This is a genomic window from Paenibacillus sp. FSL R7-0297 (assembly GCF_038009025.1).
In the GTDB taxonomy this organism is placed as follows: Bacteria; Bacillota; Bacilli; order Paenibacillales; family Paenibacillaceae; genus Paenibacillus_AQ.
Genome location: NZ_JBBPAQ010000001.1, coordinates 2,487,963 through 2,507,725, shown reverse-complemented (window position 1 = coordinate 2,507,725; position 19,763 = coordinate 2,487,963). Strand labels below are relative to the sequence as shown.

The 19,763-nt window shown below is 41.2% G+C and carries 17 protein-coding genes and 1 pseudogene; 4 read left to right on the top strand and 14 right to left on the bottom strand.

What is annotated here, in order from left to right; all coding sequences use genetic code 11:
* Nucleotides 1-21 precede the first annotated feature (21 nt).
* The 9 genes and pseudogenes from MKZ24_RS11100 to MKZ24_RS11060 all read right to left on the bottom strand — a co-directional run bounded on the left by MKZ24_RS11100 (nt 22) and on the right by MKZ24_RS11060 (nt 10,970).
* Nucleotides 22-885, bottom strand: a complete 864-nt coding sequence (locus MKZ24_RS11100; protein WP_340790135.1) for a carbohydrate ABC transporter permease — start codon at nt 883-885, stop codon at nt 22-24.
* A gap of 119 nt (nt 886-1,004) precedes the next feature.
* Nucleotides 1,005-1,931: an ABC transporter permease gene (locus MKZ24_RS11095; RefSeq protein WP_042239162.1), complete on the bottom strand. Its 927-nt coding sequence runs from the start codon at nt 1,929-1,931 to the stop codon at nt 1,005-1,007.
* Between the two features lie 24 nt (nt 1,932-1,955).
* Nucleotides 1,956-3,254, bottom strand: coding sequence for a 6-phospho-beta-glucosidase (locus tag MKZ24_RS11090; protein WP_340782911.1), 1,299 nt, complete (start codon nt 3,252-3,254; stop codon nt 1,956-1,958).
* Nucleotides 3,239-4,228: an N-acetylglucosamine kinase gene (locus MKZ24_RS11085; RefSeq protein WP_042239167.1), complete on the bottom strand. Its 990-nt coding sequence runs from the start codon at nt 4,226-4,228 to the stop codon at nt 3,239-3,241. The genes MKZ24_RS11090 and MKZ24_RS11085 overlap by 16 nt, the downstream gene beginning before the upstream one ends.
* A 20-nt stretch (nt 4,229-4,248) precedes the next feature.
* Nucleotides 4,249-5,238: a LacI family DNA-binding transcriptional regulator gene (locus MKZ24_RS11080; RefSeq protein WP_042239170.1), complete on the bottom strand. Its 990-nt coding sequence runs from the start codon at nt 5,236-5,238 to the stop codon at nt 4,249-4,251.
* Nucleotides 5,239-5,575: 337 nt separating this feature from the next.
* A pseudogene (locus MKZ24_RS11075) lies at nt 5,576-5,669 on the bottom strand (LuxR C-terminal-related transcriptional regulator); the annotation flags it as partial.
* Nucleotides 5,670-5,684: 15 nt separating this feature from the next.
* Nucleotides 5,685-8,639 (bottom strand): SMC family ATPase, encoded by a 2,955-nt coding sequence (locus tag MKZ24_RS11070; protein ID WP_340782908.1) that lies wholly within the window; start codon nt 8,637-8,639, stop codon nt 5,685-5,687.
* Nucleotides 8,629-9,252 carry an ABC-three component system middle component 1 gene (locus MKZ24_RS11065; RefSeq protein WP_340782906.1) on the bottom strand — a complete coding sequence of 208 codons (624 nt, stop codon included), beginning with the start codon at nt 9,250-9,252 and terminating at the stop codon, nt 8,629-8,631. Before MKZ24_RS11065 ends, MKZ24_RS11070 begins: the two co-directional genes overlap by 11 nt.
* A gap of 11 nt (nt 9,253-9,263) precedes the next feature.
* Complete coding sequence (locus MKZ24_RS11060) at nt 9,264-10,970, bottom strand: dsDNA nuclease domain-containing protein (RefSeq protein WP_340782904.1); 1,707 nt, start codon at nt 10,968-10,970, stop codon at nt 9,264-9,266.
* A 300-nt stretch (nt 10,971-11,270) separates the two neighbouring features.
* Here MKZ24_RS11060 and MKZ24_RS11055 point away from each other — a divergent pair, with 300 nt between their 5' ends.
* Both MKZ24_RS11055 and MKZ24_RS11050 read left to right on the top strand, forming a co-directional pair.
* Complete coding sequence (locus MKZ24_RS11055; protein WP_340782902.1) at nt 11,271-11,552, top strand: hypothetical protein; 282 nt, start codon at nt 11,271-11,273, stop codon at nt 11,550-11,552.
* A gap of 54 nt (nt 11,553-11,606) precedes the next feature.
* On the top strand, nt 11,607-12,689 hold the full coding sequence (locus MKZ24_RS11050) for a hypothetical protein (protein WP_340782901.1): 1,083 nt from the start codon (nt 11,607-11,609) through the stop codon (nt 12,687-12,689).
* 54 nt (nt 12,690-12,743) lie between these two features.
* Here MKZ24_RS11050 and MKZ24_RS11045 read toward each other — a convergent pair whose 3' ends face one another.
* The 5 genes from MKZ24_RS11045 to MKZ24_RS11025 form a co-directional block, all read right to left on the bottom strand.
* A complete protein-coding gene (locus MKZ24_RS11045) occupies nt 12,744-12,920 on the bottom strand; it encodes a helix-turn-helix transcriptional regulator (protein ID WP_340782899.1) in 177 nt (58 codons plus the stop codon).
* 152 nt (nt 12,921-13,072) lie between these two features.
* Nucleotides 13,073-14,404, bottom strand: a complete 1,332-nt coding sequence (locus tag MKZ24_RS11040) for a hypothetical protein (RefSeq protein ID WP_340782896.1) — start codon at nt 14,402-14,404, stop codon at nt 13,073-13,075.
* A 524-nt stretch (nt 14,405-14,928) separates the two neighbouring features.
* On the bottom strand, nt 14,929-15,105 hold the full coding sequence (locus MKZ24_RS11035) for a DUF4275 family protein (RefSeq protein ID WP_340782894.1): 177 nt from the start codon (nt 15,103-15,105) through the stop codon (nt 14,929-14,931).
* Entirely contained in the window at nt 15,065-15,979 is a 915-nt protein-coding gene (locus MKZ24_RS11030) for a phosphotransferase (protein WP_340782892.1), read from the bottom strand. Before MKZ24_RS11030 ends, MKZ24_RS11035 begins: the two co-directional genes overlap by 41 nt.
* A gap of 426 nt (nt 15,980-16,405) precedes the next feature.
* Nucleotides 16,406-16,630 carry a helix-turn-helix domain-containing protein gene (locus tag MKZ24_RS11025; protein ID WP_019908812.1) on the bottom strand — a complete coding sequence of 75 codons (225 nt, stop codon included), beginning with the start codon at nt 16,628-16,630 and terminating at the stop codon, nt 16,406-16,408.
* 478 nt (nt 16,631-17,108) lie between these two features.
* On the opposite strand from MKZ24_RS11025, the gene MKZ24_RS11020 reads away from it, so the two are divergent.
* Both MKZ24_RS11020 and efeO read left to right on the top strand, forming a co-directional pair.
* Nucleotides 17,109-18,086, top strand: coding sequence for a LacI family DNA-binding transcriptional regulator (locus MKZ24_RS11020; RefSeq protein WP_340782890.1), 978 nt, complete (start codon nt 17,109-17,111; stop codon nt 18,084-18,086).
* Between the two features lie 750 nt (nt 18,087-18,836).
* Nucleotides 18,837-19,760, top strand: coding sequence for an iron uptake system protein EfeO (gene efeO, locus MKZ24_RS11015; RefSeq protein ID WP_340782888.1), 924 nt, complete (start codon nt 18,837-18,839; stop codon nt 19,758-19,760).
* Nucleotides 19,761-19,763 lie beyond the last annotated feature (3 nt).

Sequence of the window (19,763 nt, the reverse complement as noted above, 5' to 3'; positions counted from 1 at the left end):
TTCTACGTAAGATGGGGAGTGCTATTCTTTCAATGAACCGACCATTACACCCTTAACAAAGTACTTCTGGAGAAAAGGGTAGGTCAGGATAATCGGAATGGTAGCGATCATCATCGTAGCCATAGTCAGTGACTTCGTGGTAATCGTCCGGTTCCGGTTCATATGATCCAGCGCGATCGCATTCGAGGAGCCAATCTGGGTTATAATGTTGGAGTTCATCACCTGCCGCAGCAGCGTCTGTATAGGAAGCAAGTGATCCTTGGTAATATAGATCGCTCCCGTAAACCAGTCGTTCCAGTAACTTACTGCGGTGAATAAAGATATCGTGGCCAGCACCGGGCCGGAGACGGGAATCACGATCCGGAAGAAAATACCGTAGTTGCTGCTGCCATCGATTTTGGCGGATTCCTCCAGTCCCTCAGGTAAAGCGCTGAAGAAGGTGCGGATGACAATCATGTTCCAGACGCTGATGATGCCGGGAATAATCAGAACCCAAAAGGTGTCCAGCAGGCCCAAAGAGCGAATGAGTAAGTAACTGGGGATGAGCCCTCCGCTGAAGAACATTGTAATCATGAAGAACACCATATATGGTTTGCGGAAAAGCAAGGTCTTCTTGGACATGCCGTAGGCTAACAGGGCCGTGAAGAAGACGGATAATGCCGTGCCGCTTAGCGTTCTAAGAATAGTGATCAGAAACGAATTCAACAGGCGGTCATCCTGAAACACAATATAATAATTTTCCAGGGTAAATGCTCTTGGCAACAGGGTTACACCGCCGAGCGCCGTATCGCTCCCCAGATTAAAGGAAATGACGAGCGCATTCCAAAACGGGTACAGCATGAGTAGCGCCAGCAGTGTCAAAAGGATATAAATAGTCCGCTGCATCACTTTATCGCCCAGGCTTAGTCTCAATGTTCACCCCTCCTAAAAGGTTTATGGAGCATTACTTACAGTCGATACATCGCAATAAAACTTGCACCCGGAAGCATTCGCTATAGTAGTACCTACCAGAGACTAACATCTGCCCGGCGGGCGATTGTGTTGGCTGTCACCAGCAGAATGACACTGATCACCGCTTTGAACAGCCCTACCGCTGTCGCATAAGAGAATCTGGCATTTAATATCCCGACGCGGTACACATAGGTGTCGATAACATCGGAGTAGGGTCGCAGGATTGGATTGGTTGCCAGCAGCAGAATATCCTCGAAGCCCGCACTGAGCAGACCGCCGATGGCAAGAATCATAAAGATGACGATAATGGGGGTAATGCTGGGGAGTGTAATCAGGTGAATTTGCTTAAACCGGCTTGCTCCGTCTATGGATGCAGCCTCATACAGGGTCGGATCAATGCCGGCAATCGCAGCCAGATAGACGATGCTTCCAAACCCGACTTCCTTCCACACATTCACACTTACCAGAATGGACCAGAAATACTTGGGTACCGCCAGGAAGTTAATGGGCTCCCCGGCCAGATTGAACCGCTCCAGCACGTAGTTCACCGTTCCGTTATCTACGGATAGCAGCGAAAATACGAAACCGGATACAATAACCCAGGACAGGAAATAAGGTAAATAGCTGACGGTCTGGATCACGCGTTTGAAGCCCATATGCCCGACTTCATTCAGCATCAGCGCAAGCAGTATCGGGGCAGGAAAAGAAATAATCAATTTAAGCAGGCTAATCACAAGGGTGTTTCGCATCACATTCCAGAACTCCGGCGCCTCGAAGAACATTCTGAATTGCATAAAACCAACCCAGGGGCTATTCATCATGCCGCCGAAAATATCGTATTGCTGGAACGCCATCACCACGCCATACATCGGAATGTAGCTAAAAATGAATACAAAGATAATGCCCGGCCAAACCATGGACTGCAAATCCAACTGACTGGTAAATCTCTTCCACCTGCTCGCTTTTCCGGCCGTGTTCATCCGCTTTACCTCCTCTGGACGATTCTAGTGAAACAACGGTAAAAACGGTTTGTTCTTCTCCAGCATTTCATCCAGCAGCTGTTCAGCTACGGTGACTGATGGCATGAGCGGATGATGGACCATAGCCTGCAGAGCCACATCCCGGTCTCCGTGAACAGCCGCCTCGATGGTGAGGCTCTCATATTGCTTGACCGCAGCCAGCAGGCCTCTGACGGACTGGGGAACTCTGCGCAGCGGAATCGGCAGCGGACCCTGCTTGGTGACAATACAGTTCACTTCAATCGAGGCATCGTCCGGCAGGAAATCAATAATTCCGTTATTCCTTACATTCAGCGTCTGGATATCGCGGGAATCATTATGAATGGAGCGCATCAGCAGCACTGCCGCCTCCGAGTAATAGGCTCCGCCGCGCTGTTCCAGCTGCTTCGGCTTCTCCTTCAGCTCTATGTTCCGGTACAGCTCGAACAACTCTTCCTCCACCTTCTTCACGACTTCAGCGCGTGATCCGGTCGTTGCTGCTGCTTCCTTCTGTTCCGCCAGCATCTCGTCTGTCATATAGTAATAGCTCAAGTAGTAAGAGGGAATGGCCTGCAAACTGTTCAGAAACCGGTGGTCCCAGGCATCAAACGGCACATTACTTGCCTTATAGCTCTCGGGGTAATCAATAAGCTCTTGCAGCTTGCTCTTCCCGTCAATCACGACATCGGATACCCAGTGCAGATGGTTAATGCCGACAAACTCCGCATAGATTTTCTCCATAGGAAGTCCGAAGAACCCCGAGAGCCACTTTTGGAAACCGATCGGTGAGTTGCACAGGCCTACGCTTTTGACCGATGAATATTTGTGGACAGCCTCAGTCACCATCCCGGCCGGATTCGTGAAATTCAGCAGCCAGGCATCCGGAGCCAGCTCCTCGATATCCTTGCAAATATCCAGAATGACCGGGATGGTCCGCAGGCCCTTCATCATTCCTCCGGGACCGGTCGTCTCCTGACCGATGACACCGTACTCAAGCGGAATCAATTCGTCCCATTTGCGTGCTTCCAGCATCCCTACCCGGATTTGCGTGCAGACGAAGTCCGCTCCGGCAATGGCCTCCCGGCGTTCAAGCGTCTGGGTTACGGTAATCGGCAGTCCGGACGCTGCAATCATGCGCTTGCTCAGCTCCGCAATCGTATGTAGCTTCTCTCTTCCCTCTTCAATATCCACCAGCCAGATTTCGCGGACAGGAAGCTCCTGATGATGCAGGATGATCCCTTCAATTAATTCAGGCGTATACGATGACCCCGCTCCGATAACAACCAGCTTCAATGTTTCCTCCATGATAATTGCTCCTCCTTACCCTGTGATAGATGATCAAGAACCTCATGATTCACATGCATACCGCTGCTTTCCATCGCCAGAATGACCGACCCTACAACCGGCTCCCGGGTTAGAATCCTTAATGTGCCATTCGGAGCCGCCTGCTTCACTCTTCGCTCAATGGCCCGCCGGATGATGCCCGAGCGGTCTCCCTTGGTCAGCAGGCTGCCTGCAAGCACGATATCGAAGATGTCCTCCTCCATGGCCAACCGGCGGATTGCCGAAGCCGCAGCCAGACCCAGCTCATCCCCTTGCTTGACCAGCAGCCCGGTGGCCACCGGGTCTCCTTCCTCTGCGGCCTGAAACAACAGCTCCGCAATTTGGGGAGGCAAGTCTCTGAAATGATCGAGGTAATCCTCTCTTAACTCTGAAACGGTGGTATAGCCCAGCAATTGAGTTAAGCGTTTGCTTAACACTGTCTCCATTTCTCTTCCGTCATCCGCCCTGAGGACGCTGCGGAACACTTCCATACTCAGATCATAGCCGCCGCCGAAATCCCCGAACCGGTAACCGAAGCCGCCGCATTGGTAGGTAGCACCAGCCGGATTTTGTCCACTGCAGTTCACGCCCGATCCGCAAATCAACACGATCCCATAGTTCTTCTCTGTACCTGACCGCAACGCATTCCAGGTATCGCAGGAAATCTCCGTCCGGGGAAGGCCAAGGCTGCCGATGATGGGCCGCAAAATTCTAAAATCAGCTTCTCTGTCTGCTCCCGCCAGGCCGAACCAGGAGTAATCCAGCTGATCCCTGGTCAGCCCTGAGGCCATAATGGCTTCCGATACAGCCTGCTTCAAGCTGTTCTCCGCCTGCTCACGGTTCAGCTGATGATTCCCGTTCCCGCCCTTGCCCGCACCAAGAATCTTCCCCTGTTCATCTGCAATCATTGCGTAGGTCTTACTGCCCCCTGCATCCACTCCCAAAAAATACTTCACAGATAGTTCACTCCTAAATTTCAAGTTAATCGAACAGAAGCGGTAGATTCACGAATGAGAAGCTGAGGCGCAAGCTTCGTTACCGCAGGCGGCATCACCTCCCCATGGATCAGCTTCAGCAGGATGTCAACACCGATATTGCCCATCTGCGCCTCGGGCTGCCTGACTGTCGTGAGCCGCGGGTAGAATTCACCGACAAACTGCTGATCATCAAAGCCAACCACTGAGATATCCTGAGGCACCCGAATCCCTTCCTCCCGCAGAGCTTGAACAACCCCAAGCGCAATAAAGTCGTCTCCGCAAAAAATGGCTGTCGGCAGCTTATCTTCACGAATCCATCTCTGGGCCACCTCATACCCGCTGCTTACCGTAAATCCGCAATATTCCGTGCCGAAGGGCGTTAACCCCGCTTCATTCAACGCCTGGACATACCCCCGTTTGCGCTCCGTTACACTGAGGAACTCCGGCGGGCCGCCGATATAGGCGATCTTTGTGTGTCCAAGGCTGATCAGGTGCCCGGCAGCTTCATATCCTCCTTGATAGTTATCAACGAGCACACTTGGAACATCTTCATGCTCGTACTGGTTATCCAGCAGGACCACCGGAATGTTCTTTCGCTTCAGCTCCTCCACATATTCCTTCTCCTCCAGCGGAGACAACAGGATAATCCCGTCCACGCGGTCCTTCTGGAACAGGAAGTTGACCCCATCATCGTCATTCTCAGCGATAGACAAGGCCAGGAAGTACCCTTGCTCTGCCAGCTTCCGGTTCACCACGCGGATCACGCGGTCATAGAAAGAGTCGTTAAAGTTGGTAATCGACATCCCAATGACTCCTGTCTTGCCACGAACGAGACTCCGCGCTGCTGAATTGGGCTGATAATTCAACTCCTCAATAGCACTCAGCACTTTCTGGCGGTTGCCCTCACGTACAGAGGGTGAATTGTTTAGAACTCTGGATACGGTCACTACAGAGAGCCCTGACTTTTTGGCTACATCATGAATGTTCATCTAAGCATCTATGCCTCCAAATTTAAAAGTTTAATCGATTTAACTTTCAGAGAAAATAAAAAAGTGTAACTCATCTCGCAGAAACTGCGTCCTAACTGGAAATCGAACATTAGATGTGAGTTTTCTCTTTATCGAAATCATCAAAACCGTCCTTAAAGTTTAAAGGTTTATACTTTAATACGAATATACAACCATTCCCAATATCCGTCAATCTATAAAATGCAGCCAATCTTAATATTTTTGAATTTGGATCGCCGGGAATAGCAACAACAAAAAACCTCCCCTCACCCCGAAGGATAAGAGAAGGCTTAAACGCGTCACCTCTGAAGTACGGCAGCTATATTTTCAGCTCCCCAAGCTTGATCAGCCAGGGCAACCGCTTGCGAACGGCCTTTTACGTTTAATTTTTGCATGACGTTGGAGATATGGTTTGAAAACATGTAGTACTACTCACAATTAGTTTCTAAAAGCACTGCTTGATCACTGTAGCTAATAAAATTTACATACCCCAATTCTTTATCATCAATTCCCATTTTTAATTTCATTAGATTAGCAAAATTCTCATCATGGGTACTAATGAATACTTGTTTGTCTTCTTCAAGGACAATCCTGTTTAATACATCAATAAATGAATAAACATTAATATCATCCAAATTTTGAAATGGATCATCTATCCCCAATAATTTTAGTTTCGACCAATCTTGTGACAAATTAAGAGCAAGAAAAATACATAAGGCCAACACATTTGACTGCGCAGAGCTGAAATTCAAACTCGCATTAAATTCTCTTTTCAGTTCATTTATTTCTAGTCCAGATAGCCTAATATCTTTTGCACTTTTCTCCTTCATAACAATAAATAAATCTCCATTTTTCGGTATCAGGTGAACATGACGATAAAGAGCATGAGGACATATCTGCATAAATAAATGGTCAATTAATTCACTATAATTAATTAAATAATCACTCATCAAATTACTTTGTATCTTGCTGTGTTGTGTTTTCAGTTCTTCTAGTCCTTCTATAACTTTGGTTTGGAAATTGATTTTTTGTTGAATTTCTTTTATTGATAATTCAAGAAATTCCTTTTTATTTCTCAATTCAAAAATGGGTATAATCGAAAAATAACTTTCGATTTCTTCTAGAGATTTTATAATTAATCTACTGATATTATTTAATCTTTTTTTCACACTTAAATTTGACTCCCATAACTCCGCTCTGAATTTTGGTTCATCTATGTATTGAGGATTGTATTTTTTTATAATATCAATATTTTTATTCTGCACTATTAACTGCTTTTCCTTTTCTTTCAACACATTTTGAGAGGTAGCTATTTCTTTATTAATTTCACTTAGTTTCTCATATATTTTTGTTCTTAATATGCTTAATCGAAGAATTTTATTTTCCGCACCAGATATCAAAAATTTAGCTTGTGAGCCTGACATTGATACTAATTTATTTAGAAAATCTTGTGATAAGGTTAGGTGTTGGTTTATCAAAGCTTTTTCTTGTTTGAGTGAATCTAGAGAATTAAATAGTTCATATATTATCTTATTTTCATTCAAAAAGTGGGAAACTTGAAAATACTCACTCTCCAAATTCATTTCACTAATTTCTTCAATTTGCTTTTTAGATTCATCATCAAGAGAAAAAAATAGCTTTTCTATTTTAAATTCTAAATCATTTTTTTCATTTTCTAATTGTTTCATACTGTCTTTAATACTGGTAATCGAATTTGATATTTGTTCTATTTCAATTTGGTTCAATGTTTTATTTGTTGTTAATTCTTGTAATTTCCTTTCCAAATCAGTCATTAAGACACTTGATAGTTCCCATTGTTTTTTTATTTCGTCTTGAAGTTCTTGGCTTGTACTAAAATGAGAACCGCAAATAGAACATTTGTTCCTTTTTTCTTTAACTAAAAAGTGTTGAACATCATGAATCATTTGATTAATAGTGGAATCTTTATATTTATTCAGATCATTAGAATACGTTCCTATTTCTGTATTTATTTTATCTACATTATGTCTTTTGTTTTCAATTATTGCTTCATTGTAAAGCAAATCCTTCTCTAAAACAGCAAATCCCTTTACTAGTTCATTAACTTTGCTCTCATTGTCAAGTTTTTCAATTCTTATCTCATAAAAAATTTTTTTCTTCTCAATATTCTCAAAAAATTCCGTAAAGTTTTTTTGATTATGGAATTCATCAAGCACTTGAATTATTCGTTGATCACTAAGTAGTTTATTTATTTTACTTTCTACTTGTTGAATGGATTCTTCAAAAGAGGAGACTTTCTCCATTTCTGAATTATAATCTTTTCCTCTTTCTTTGATTACTTCCATTGAAGAAATTTTTGTATCAATATTATCTAATAATTTTATTGCTTTGATATTTAATTTTGTTTTCAATTCAAAAGTTTCTTTGTTTTCACTAATTTCTTTCTCTATGTCTTGTATTGAAATATTTGATATCTGAATTTCTTTTAATGTTTGATCTTGAATTTCAAGAATCTCTAATTTACTTTTAACCTCATTAATTATATTAAGAAGTTTATCTTTTACGTCCTCGTTAAGTGAAGTGAAATGTAAAGGTTCTTGAAAAATGCCTAATGCAACTAATTCACCTGAAGTGACATTAATATTCTTTAATAAAGTATCTTCGCTTAATTGACCTGTTCTTAATAATAAGTTTTCTTTCTCATCAAGTCTTGTTAATATGTCTAAATATTCTCTTTCTAAGGGTTTTCTCTTACTCTCTAGCTTATCAAGTTCTTCTTTAGTTAATTTTTTCACAGTGTTTAGATACTCGATAAAATTCACACCAAACTTTTTAAGTCCTAACACATTCTCCAATAATCTGAATCTCTCATTTGGTTTATTAGAATGAATAAAATCTTGTAGTGAATCTTGAGATAAAATCTGAGTATTCGAAAAAAAGTTAGATATATTTACATCAGCTGTTTCTTTATTTTCCTCTTTTGATACCATCGTTTTTGATATTAATTTTTCAATCATCTCTTCGCCCTCTTTTAATGAGGACCAAGTCATTCCATTTATAATTATTTTATGAACCAGGGCACTATTTTCTGTATATCTCGATAAACTTCTGGAAATAGTTATTATTTCTTTATTACTTGTCTCAAAATGAATTTCAACACTCATAAATAATTGAGAAGCTAAGTTAGCTTTCTCGTTAATTAAATAATTAAATAGCATCCTTTCTTTAGAAGAGTAGAATCGTGGTATTTTACCAGTAAGGCACCATTGAATTGAATCAAAGATTGAAGTTTTCCCATTTCCATTTGGACCACAAAACAAAACCATTTTCTTATCACTGAAATCAAAATTGTATATACCATTAAAAACTCTGAAATTCTCAATTATTAATCTTTTAATCTTCATTTTGGACTCCTTGGTCAAGAGAATTAATACTAACTTCAATATTTTCTTTTATTTTCTCGGAAATTTCTTCCTCATTGCCATCTACTATTTCAAGACTATTAGAATTCTTAAAATAATAATTAATTACTTTTGATAAATATTGGTTTATCGAATCGTCTTGAGTATCAATGATAATTTTTTTTCTGAATTCACTTTCATAGGCAAATGATATAGATTCTTTTAAGTTATTCGTTTGTAAAAAAGGAACTCTTTCTATATCTGTTTCATCATAAATTGTATATTTCCTAGATAGTCTCTGATCTTTTTCAATTATAGTTGTTTCAATAACCAATTCTGAGAAATTTTCAATTGACCAATTTAGAACTAATAAAAAATATAGATTATTTTTATACTTCCTCGTTAGCTCATCATATAGAAAAGAAATTTGTAATTGGTCTTCCTTCCAATTTAATAAATGATGGTAACTGGTATATTCCTTTAAAACCATAACTCTATTATCATTAGACCATACTTCTAAATTATTCGCGGATAATTTATTGAATATATTCTCACTTAATTCATAATAATGAAAATTCTTTTCCTCTAATCTTGATCTTACAGCATTAATATTCATTATTGTTCTCCTTATTCGCATTGTTCTTTAAGAGATTGATTCCAGGCATTTAGTATAAGATCATTATTGAAAGATTCAATTTCACTTTGTTGATCACAAATAGATGATGATAATTCTTCTAGGGTAGCAATACGCTGAAATATAACTGGTTTTGAAATGTCAGTTATACTGGAGTTACTTTCATCACTAGAATCAATTACTGATGAGTTAGTAAATTTATATCGATTTGCAATATCATATTTAGAATGGCTAATAAAACAAATATACTCATTTTTAATACTTTGAGAATATGAACAACTCTCAATAGTTCCAACTAAAAATCTAATCATCTTATTAAAGTCACCTTGATGTCTAGAGTTATAAAAGGCAAATGTAGTCCAATCCGAATCTTTGTTTTTCCCCTGTTTAAATAATAATTTCCCGTTATTTAAAGGTGTGTTTTTCTGGTTATATAATGTTAAACAGAAATTGATATGTTTTAAAGATTCTAATAGATAAACTGAGTCCCTAGGATTATTGTTGCGTATATGAATTTCTGAATTTCTCATAAAAAATAATCGATTTAAAAATCTTTCATATACATAGATATCTTTTTTCTCCCGATACTGTTCATGAAGTTGCTCTTCTAACCAATACGTTGTCTCGATTAGTTCTTTCCTTAATTGAGGCTGAGTCCAATCATTTTTTATTTCTTGTCTTAATTGATTAAACTGTAGATTAAACTCCTCTTTTAGAACCTCACTATTTATTGCTTGATGTATTGAATATCTTGACTCTTGTTCCCAATGTTTTATCAAATCACTCATTTCTTCACGAGTGAATACTAAACTATTTTTCTTATCTTCTGTTAAATCATCTCGATGTGTTCTCATTATTACTTCCAGAATTAACTGATCAAATATATATTCTGCAACTGCTTCTTGAATCACTTTATTTTTAGTATCAATAATATCTGATAATTTACCAACTATTTGTCTATGTAACTCTTCAAAGCTTCCAAAATGTTTAATACAAAACCGTTTCATGCACCATTCCACATTTTTACCAACTAATTCTTCAAAGTCAACCTGATATTCAACATCCTTGTCTTCAATCTTTTTTCTTTTTTTCAATGGTTCGTTTAGTTTTTCTTTAAATGAATCATCTTTATGAAGTTCTTCTTCCGATAAATTAAACTTTTCATTTTTTGAATAAGCCTTCAACACTGTGTTATCATATTGTGCATTTGTTGCAATTTCAAATTGAAAATCAAACTCTGGGACTACATTTAGTTTGTTTAAATCTTTAAGTCTAACTTCAAAATCAGAAAAATTCGAAAACAAAGTATGTAACCAACTTAATCCGCCTTTTCTGTTATATAAATCATATGGAGTTAGATGATTATCTTCCCCCATTTGTTTTACTGTTTTTACTTGAACAAACCTTATTTTTGAACTGCTAAATAAGGTTATATCATCTAATAATTCAAAAATGACTTCATTCCACCATGCTTCCTTAGAGTGAATCATTTCAACAACATAGTATGCTGTAACATAATATTGATAGATAAAACCTCTTAATGCGGTTAATCCGCCTAGATTTCTTGGTTCTCTCTTTAAAATACATTCTAAAAATGCACTTCTATCTTCTTTTGAAATAGTTTCATTATTTTCAGCGCAATATATATCTAATTTATGATTCAAATATTGTTCTACGGTATTTTCAGTTTCAACTGTCAATTCGATCGTCACCTCGTCATAAGTCAATATTTTGTATGATTATTTACCATAACAGATGGAAAATAATCATCTTTCGATTTGATTCAATCTGCTTTTGAATGTATTTCAATTGATCATCACTTTGTATATTGTTATTTTTAATCGATCCTATATGTTTCTGGACAGTGAAAAGTTCTTGTCGAAAAATTGACGCAAAGAAAAATAACCCAATTGAGCGAATTATGGTATCCTTTAGTTCTCACACGAAAGGAATAATCGCCAAATGGGTTACAACAAGCAGTTTACCCTATTTGCAGGCGATTGAACATACCTATGCTCAAATATATGAACAACCTTTTACAGCCTTTCCGTTCCTGTTTTTCCAGACAAGCGACGTTCGAGTGGTTTGTCGTTATCGTTGTGGGTTTTATGCTGCGCTCCGACCATCTGGGCGTAACTTCGGTCATTCGGGATCTCTCGCTGAATGGCCGCTGTTACGAGACACTGATTCACTTCTTCCGTTCTTCTGCTTGGTCCACCTCATCGATGCGGCAGAGGTGGATTCAAGTGGTGCGCCAGTATGCGCCTTTGCTGGTGATTTAGAATCGTGTGGTCCTCGTCGGCGATGGCATGAAACAAGCCAAGGAAGGTCGCCGAATGCCGGGGGTCAAGAAGCTTCATCAGGAATCCGAAAATGTCGCCAAAGGTGAGTATATCTTTGGTCATTTATTCGGCGCCATCGGCATTCTGGCTGGCGATTCCCGGAAGTGGTTCTGCTTGCCCTTGTTCATGAATCTACAAGACGGTGTCCAAACCGTTCTGGGCTGGAAGAAGTCTGCAAGCGAATCGCAGACGCCTTCCAATGTCGTTCAGATGATTGAGCAGGGCTTCGAGGTCGCGAAAAGTTTCGGTCAAGCGCTGCTGCTTTTGAATCGATACTTCTTGTCGGTTCCGGCCTTGGAGCGGCTGAATGCGTGCCACCTCGCTTCCGAAACCCGCATGCACCTGGTGACCAAAGCCAAATCGAACGTGGTCGCCTACGAACGTCCCCCTGCGAAGAAGCCAGGACTGGGCCAACCGCCGAAAAGAGGCCAGGCGGTCAAACTGAAGGAGCTGTTCGCGACTCGCGCTGCCGATTTTCAAACCACAACCCTTGCGCTGTACGGCAAAGAAGAGACGATTCAATTCCTGTGCCTGGATCTGCTTTGGGGCCAGGGCTTGTATCAGGAGTTGCGCTTTGTGCTGGTGGTGCATGAGGGATGCTGCTCCATTTTGGTCAGTACGGATTTGAGTCTGGCAGCCACCGACATCATCCGATTGTACAGTTATCGCTTCAAGATCGAGTGCACGTTTCAAGAAATGAAACAGGTCACCCACGCCTTCGGCTACCGTTTTTGGAGCAAGTCCATGCCAAAACTGAACCGGTTTTTGAGAAAAGAGGAAGTACATCCCCTTGAAACCGTAACAAACGAGCACGACCGGCAGCGCATCCAGAAAACGATCCAGGCCATCGAGGGATTCGTGACGTGCCAGTGCATTGCGATGGGACTTCTGCAACTCGTCGACTTGCAGTTTTCAGGCCGAACCTCGGGGCTGTTTTTCAGCTATCTGCGAACGCCCTCCCATACCGTGGTCTCAGAGGCCAGCGTTGCCGCTTATTTACGCAAGTCTATTTTTCGCCTGTTTGCCCAAAATCCTCACTTATCTATAACGAAAATAATTAAAGCAGGAAAACGCTGATGTGGGCGTGATTCGCTGGTTTCTTAGCGTTGTAGAACTTTTGACTGTCCAGATCTACTTCAAGTGCATTTCAAACCACATCTCCTTGGAGATGTGATTGCGGACAGTTTTTTCGCTAATGAATAACAGTCCTGCAATATCCCGTGTAGTTTTGTCCTGCACTAGAAGCTCGAATACTTCGCGCTCACGATGCGTCAACAGAAATTTGCTATGATGTTCGTTCCCTTTCAATGGTAATATAATCCTATCCTTGACTGTGTGTTATGATCCCCTTTCTTCCCTTGAAATAGGAGTCAGTACAATGTTTATCAGCTTTTTGTTCCTTTTGCGTTTTTTGTACTACTACATGTATTTTCTCGTTTAGCACCAGGATTAACACCAATTTAAAGCCCGTTATTTTCGTCCCTTAGTTCTATAAATTCTTTCCAGTCTGTGTACAATTCGAACTTTCCATTTGTTGCAAATATCCTTTCGATTAATTGCTCTCTATTATCCGGATTTTTCTGTACATCAATGTAAGCTCCTAATAATTGTAGTGTGTTTATCAAAGCATGTTCTCTTCGTTCAGAATAAACTAGCATTTGATTAGGGAATGTATCCTCTGTTCTTTCAAGTAAAGGTTGCTTGCAGAAAGAATTTACAATAAGAACCCCTTTGGGTATAATCCCAAACTTTTCTATATATCCGCTTACCCACTTTTCTAACTGCGCTGCATGCTTTTCAGCTGAACTCTTACCTACCCCTTTCACTTCTACGACTGCAACTTTATCGTTATATTTTAAAATTAAATCATCTCTACCAGGCAAGCCTTCAGTCACTTCAAAACCGAGTTCAATTAACAATTGTTTCACTATTTGTTCAAGGGGTTTTCCTGTACCAGTAAATAATACTTTATATTTTTCAAGCGCTTTGATTAATTTGACTTGTTCATCATTCTGAGCATTTAATAATTCTATTTGCTTTTGAATTTCGAAGAGCCTGGCGTATTCATCACGTTCATTTGGCAAAATGTAATTTCGACTCCAGTCTGGGAGCTCATCAACTTCAATATCCTTAGTAAGATCTTCATTGATCCGATAAATCGAATTGATAAATAGACTTTCAGCATAATTCCTGTCATGATCATGCATTCTTCCGTACGCATCTATTATATTTGGGATAAAAACAATTTTTCCATTTAAATAATTTGTATATGTACCTACGACTGCATCAGTGTCTTTTATGTATAAAAAAGGTCTGCCTTCAGGTAAACGAATGTTAGCGTAATATTTCATATAATTCTTATTAAGTTCAACAAAAGGTTTAAATACCTCATCCCCTTTAAATTCAAAATTGTAGCCTTCCGTATGCTCAAGTTCTACCCCTATTGGTAAAGCATCCAATACTTTTAATTCATATAGTTCATCTGCAAAACGACGAATATAACAACTATTTGGTATGGGTGCAATTATAAAAATATTTTTTCCTTTGTCTAGCAATGCTAACATTTCTCTTTTTCTTCTTTCAATATCTTGCTGTAGTTTTGTAGACGCAAAAACATCAAGAATAGGATATCCATTATGATATTGAAGTTCATCATCATCATTATCATAATAACGTGAAAAGAGAGTGCTAGGTCTCCAAATCACTGTTTCATATCCCAACAAAGAGTATCCACTTTCATATGAGATTTCAGTAACTCCATCCAAATAATCTTCGAATTCGATATCTAACAAACATATCTCTGCCATAGTAAATTCAGTCCACCAATCTCTGTTATTTATTATTTACAGAATAACACAATAATATATTTTTTTTCTTAATAATTAACAAGAAAAGCAGGGGTTAATTACCCCTGCTTTTCTGCACTCTCTCCAAGAAACCATTTCATAAACGGCTCACACGGTATCTATATTGATCTTCTTATTTTGACTACATCGAACTGTCCAGGGTTTCATAAATCATTAAGCCTGGTTTCTGCCGATAGTTAAGAACTTGAGTATATCCTACATTTTAAAACCAGCGTAAGTTCGTCTGTACTCAGTGAACTCATACCATCACCTTAATCTGTGAAATGTGTTCCACGGCCGAAACCGGGGAGTGTACTATATTACAACATTACAACGACAGATCGTCTACATTGCTCGTCCATTGGCAGACGGTCTTTTTATAAACAAAAAACCTCACCTCACCTATCGTTCCCCGTTACTTCAATGACGTTTCACTTTTTCGGCCAAAGTAAGGCCCACATCATCCAGTCTCATGAGTTTTTACATATGTCATCAACTGTAAACATAAATGCCTTCTCGAAAATTAATGCATAATCTGAATGTTGATAAAAAACAAAACAAGAATCCTTTGGTTCATTATTAAACACTATATTAAGATAACTTCTATTAATCAGCGAGCGCTCGTATAATATTCGCTTTTGCTTCATCAGCTACTCTTTCATCTTTGTCGTCAATTGCTTGCATTAATATTAACATCGGAATATACACAGCAATCAAACGAGCTAATAACTTCGTCTCTTCATCCACTTCCCCATATTCTCTGAAAAACTCAGTACGAGCATGATAAGGCAAAAAGCTATAAACAACATTCAAATCACAGGCAGGGTGACCAATATTCATATCTCCCCAGTCAATAATTCCTGAAACTTTTCCATTCTCGTCCACCAACATATTTTTAAAATGAAGATCACCATGAAGGAATACGTTCCTTTGTTTTACTTGGTCTGTTTTAAGCTGCACCAAATAATCAGCAATTGCAGAATGTTCTTCCTCCTTAATATGAATTTTCAGATCGGACAAGAATTTTAGCATTTTTTCCTTTCGTAATGCTATATCTGTGAGATTCCTGTGGTCATGTTGAATACCGTGTTCTTGAGCCACCTGTACTGGAAATGCATGCAATCTTTTTAAAAAATGCGCGAGTGTTGCTACCGATAATGTGCGTTGCTCATCAGTTAATCCAATTGGAAACATTCCCGATAAATATGGATAACCAAGAAATGGTGCAGGATAGTCACTATTCCCTTCACCTAAAAAAAGTGGTTTCGAGTAAGGGATAGAAATAAAATCCTCAAGCTTCGGTAGTATCTTCACTTCCATTTTTAACGAATCAATAGCAACTTTTCTTCTTGGAAAACGAAAAACATATTCGTCTCCAGCAAGGAAAACTGTATTATCCCAACCATAACCTAGTCTTTTGATTTCTTTAGACGATAACTGTGGAAACTGACTACTTATTAATCTTTTGGCCAATTCCTCTGAAATTTCCCAATCTGCATCCCATAAATTCGAACTTCCCATATACCTTCCCCTAACAGTTGGCGTTTTAATTTTGACATGCAAACATGAAACAGTATTATTTTACCACTAAAATTTCATTGCGGTTGGTATTCAACAGTTATAGGAATTAACTCTCGAAACTGCCCTATAGTACATTTAAGAAACCTGTATCCACCACGCTATTCTGCCCGTTAGCGGAACAACTAACTTTTGTAAATTCAGCTCATTTCTCAATTATCCAATTAGCCCACACTAAACTCCGATATTTTGCTAATGAATACTTAAAGCTAATCTAGCCTGCCACTAATTTTATGTAAATCAGATCTTGCCATATAAAAAGGAATACGCCATCGATATCACGTGTCACCCTTCCTCCACAACAAAAAACCTCCCCTCACCCAGAAGGATAAGAGAAGGCTTAAACGCGTCACCTCTGAAGCACGGCAGCTATATTTTCAGCTCCCCAAGCTTGATCAGCTCGACAACCGCTTGCGAACGGCCTTTTACGTTTAATTTTTGCATGACGTTGGAGATGTGGTTGCGGACAGTTTTTTCGCTAATGAATAACAGTCCGGCAATATCCCGTGTAGTTTTGTCCTGCACTAGAAGCTCGAATACTTCGCGCTCACGATGCGTCAACAGAAATTTGCTATGATGTTCGTTCCCTTTCAATGGTGTCACCCCTCCTTGCTCTGGGTTTGTTTGGTATAACAAGGTAAAGGGATACAGTCAAACCATACTATGTGGGGGGGCAGTTAATGGTGCTGTTGCAGCATTAATTTGGGCGGGGACAGACGCGGATCATGGACAACCAAAGCGTTCTTGACCAAAATGCATAATAAAAACGGCTTCAGCTCCTATCGTTAAGGGCGTCATCCGTCGGGGCAAAGTCTATAGAAAGCACGCTGTTAAGTAATGATTAGGCAGAAAATGCTGCTGGAAATCCGTCCGCCCGCAGCGTTAAGCCGCAAACTTTACCGGTCCGTCACGCCCTTTCGGTCACGCCGGCTTAATCCGGTAAGGCTGCTAACAACCCCAGTGTAATTTATGAAATGGATTCCATAGCAAGCTTTTTTATATGCGAAAATGTGAAAATTTCTATGGTAAAATAAAACCATTCTTATCCTGACTCGGGGGGGCAGCATACGCCATGGCTAATATCAAAGAAATCGCCCGGATTGCCGGAGTTTCCGTAACGACCGTCTCGCGGGTGCTGAATAATCATCCTTATGTCAGCAAAGACAAAAGAGCCGCCGTCCTGGATACGATTGAGCAGTTAAACTATACCCGCAATATGAATGCCGTCCACCTGATTACCGGACGTACCGGTGCAGTGGCGGTGATCCTTCCGTATATTAATGCTTTTTATTTCTCGATTATTATGAATGGTCTTGCCCACGAGGCGCTGCTCGCGCAATACCGGCTGATCCTGTGCCAGAGCAATTATTTGGCAGAAGAAGAGATTAAAGTGCTGGAGATGCTGCGCAATAAAGAAATCGATGGTGTGATCATTGTATCGACTGCGCTGAAGCCCGAAACGATTGAGGAGTATACCGCGTACGGTCCGGTTGTAACCTGCCAGGACAGCGGGCAGCGCCGTTATTCCTCTGTATATATTGAGCATTATGCGGCTTTCCGGCAGGGGCTGCAGTATTTGAAGGGCAAAGGGTACCGCACCATCGGCTATTGTGAAGGCAGGCAGAATGGCAGCAGCGCCTCTATCCGGCAGACCGCTTTTCGCGAATTCATTGCTGAGCACAAGCTGGTTTTTCAGGAGGAATGGATGATCTATGACTGTACGACGGAAGAAGACGGTGCGGCCGTGGCACGATTGCTGCTGGAGATGCCGGAGCGGCCTGAAGCTATGATCATCACTGGTGATCATGTTGCAGCCGGACTGATGATTGAGGCGCGCAAAGCGGGGCTCAGCATCCCCGGAGACCTCGCGGTTATGGGCTTCGATAACCAGCCGATCGGCCGTCTGCTCGGGATCACCACCATAGATAACCACCTGTATGAGATGGGTGCATCCGCCTTCCGTATTATTCATGAGCAGATTAGCTCAGACAACCCTGACCCGGTCTACCGCAAGCTGGATTACCGGATTATTGAGCGGTCCACGGTGTAGAATAAGTAATCTGCGATCACTGCTTGTTGCCGCAATAGTTGTGATAGGCATATCCAACACGCGCTCAAAGTTATACTCGTCCTAGCCAAGCGGTCAATTGCCGGTGGGTAGGCGGAATAATTCGTGCTGAGTTAATCCAGCGTTGTCACGAATGCTTTAAACTTCAATGTGCGGAAAGTTTAAAAAAATTGCGTATACCACGCCGGGGATTACGCTGTTGTCTCTGGGACACCCGGCAGCAGAGCGAGCTTAGAGTAAGATAATTAAGTTTTGCTTCAGCCTGTAAAAGCATAATGTTGTACGTAATGCAACTCCGGTTCATGAATGCCCGGGTGTCCGGGAGGAATGTTGTACGGAATACAGGAATTCCCCCGATCTTCTGCTGGAACAAGAGGAATTGTTGCCTTTTCTACAACAATTCTTGAGTTCGGCCGTTGTTATGAGTAAATTGTTGTATTTCGTGCAGGAATCAAGTAGAAACAGTAACGCTGTCCGTTTAGAGGACGGTACCGTTTCAACGAGAAATAGAAGGATAAGTTATCCGGTGAAACATATACACTCTTTTGTTTCAAATAAACAAGCTGCGTCTTCCGCCTGTCGGGAGGCGTTTTTCGTGTTTTATTTGTGCGAATCCGCATGAATATGATAATTATCACATTTTTATTGACAGGTACGGTATAGAGATTTATGATAGGTCCATCATTGATAACGATTATCATTTACATAAAGAATAAGGGGTGTTCCAACAGAATGAAGATTGGTTATGCAGTACCCGCGGGTTTGCTTGCGGCTTCCCTCCTGTTTGCCGGCTGTGCAGCCAAAGATAACAATAATAATGGCAACAACGGCAATAACAGCAATACCTCCGGGAATAATGCTGCTGCCCAGAAGGGCAATGGGTCAACCGGCGCACCGGCCGCAACTGCAGCTTCAACTGCTGCCGCTACGGCGGATTTCACCACGGCTATCGACGAGTACCGGAAATATGTAATTGAACAATGCGACGAATTCGTGAAACAGACTGAAGGCTTCACCGATGCGGTGAAAGCAGGCAAGCTTGAAGAAGCCAAAGCACAGTATGCTCCGGCACGCATGTATTATGAACGGATTGAGCCCATTGCTGAAGCGCTCGGAGATCTGGATCCCAATATTGATGCCCGCGAGAACGATGTTGACGCTGCGGACTGGCGCGGCTTCCATAAGATTGAACAGGCCCTCTGGCAGAACAATACCACAGATGGAATGACTGATGTTGCGGACCGTTTGCTGAAAGATGCGCAACTGCTGCGCGCCAAGGTGGAAACCGCTGAGATTGATGCCAATCTGCTCGTTACCGGAGCCGTAGAGCTGCTGAATGAAGTATCCTCCTCCAAAGTAACCGGTGAAGAGGAACGTTACTCCCATACGGATTTGTATGATTTTGTCGCCAATGTGGAAGGTGCCCAGAAGATCTATGAGCTGCTGAAACCCGAGCTGGCCAAAAAAGACCCTGCGCTGGAGCAAACGATTGGCGAACGGTTCACCGCACTACTGAATGAGCTGGCGCCGTTCAAATCAGGTGATGGTTACGTTTCCTACGAAACGCTGAAAGAAGATGAGGTTCGGAGGTTAAGCCAGAATCTGGATGCCTTAGCTGAGCCTCTATCCAACATGGGAACTATTCTGGGAGTGTGACCG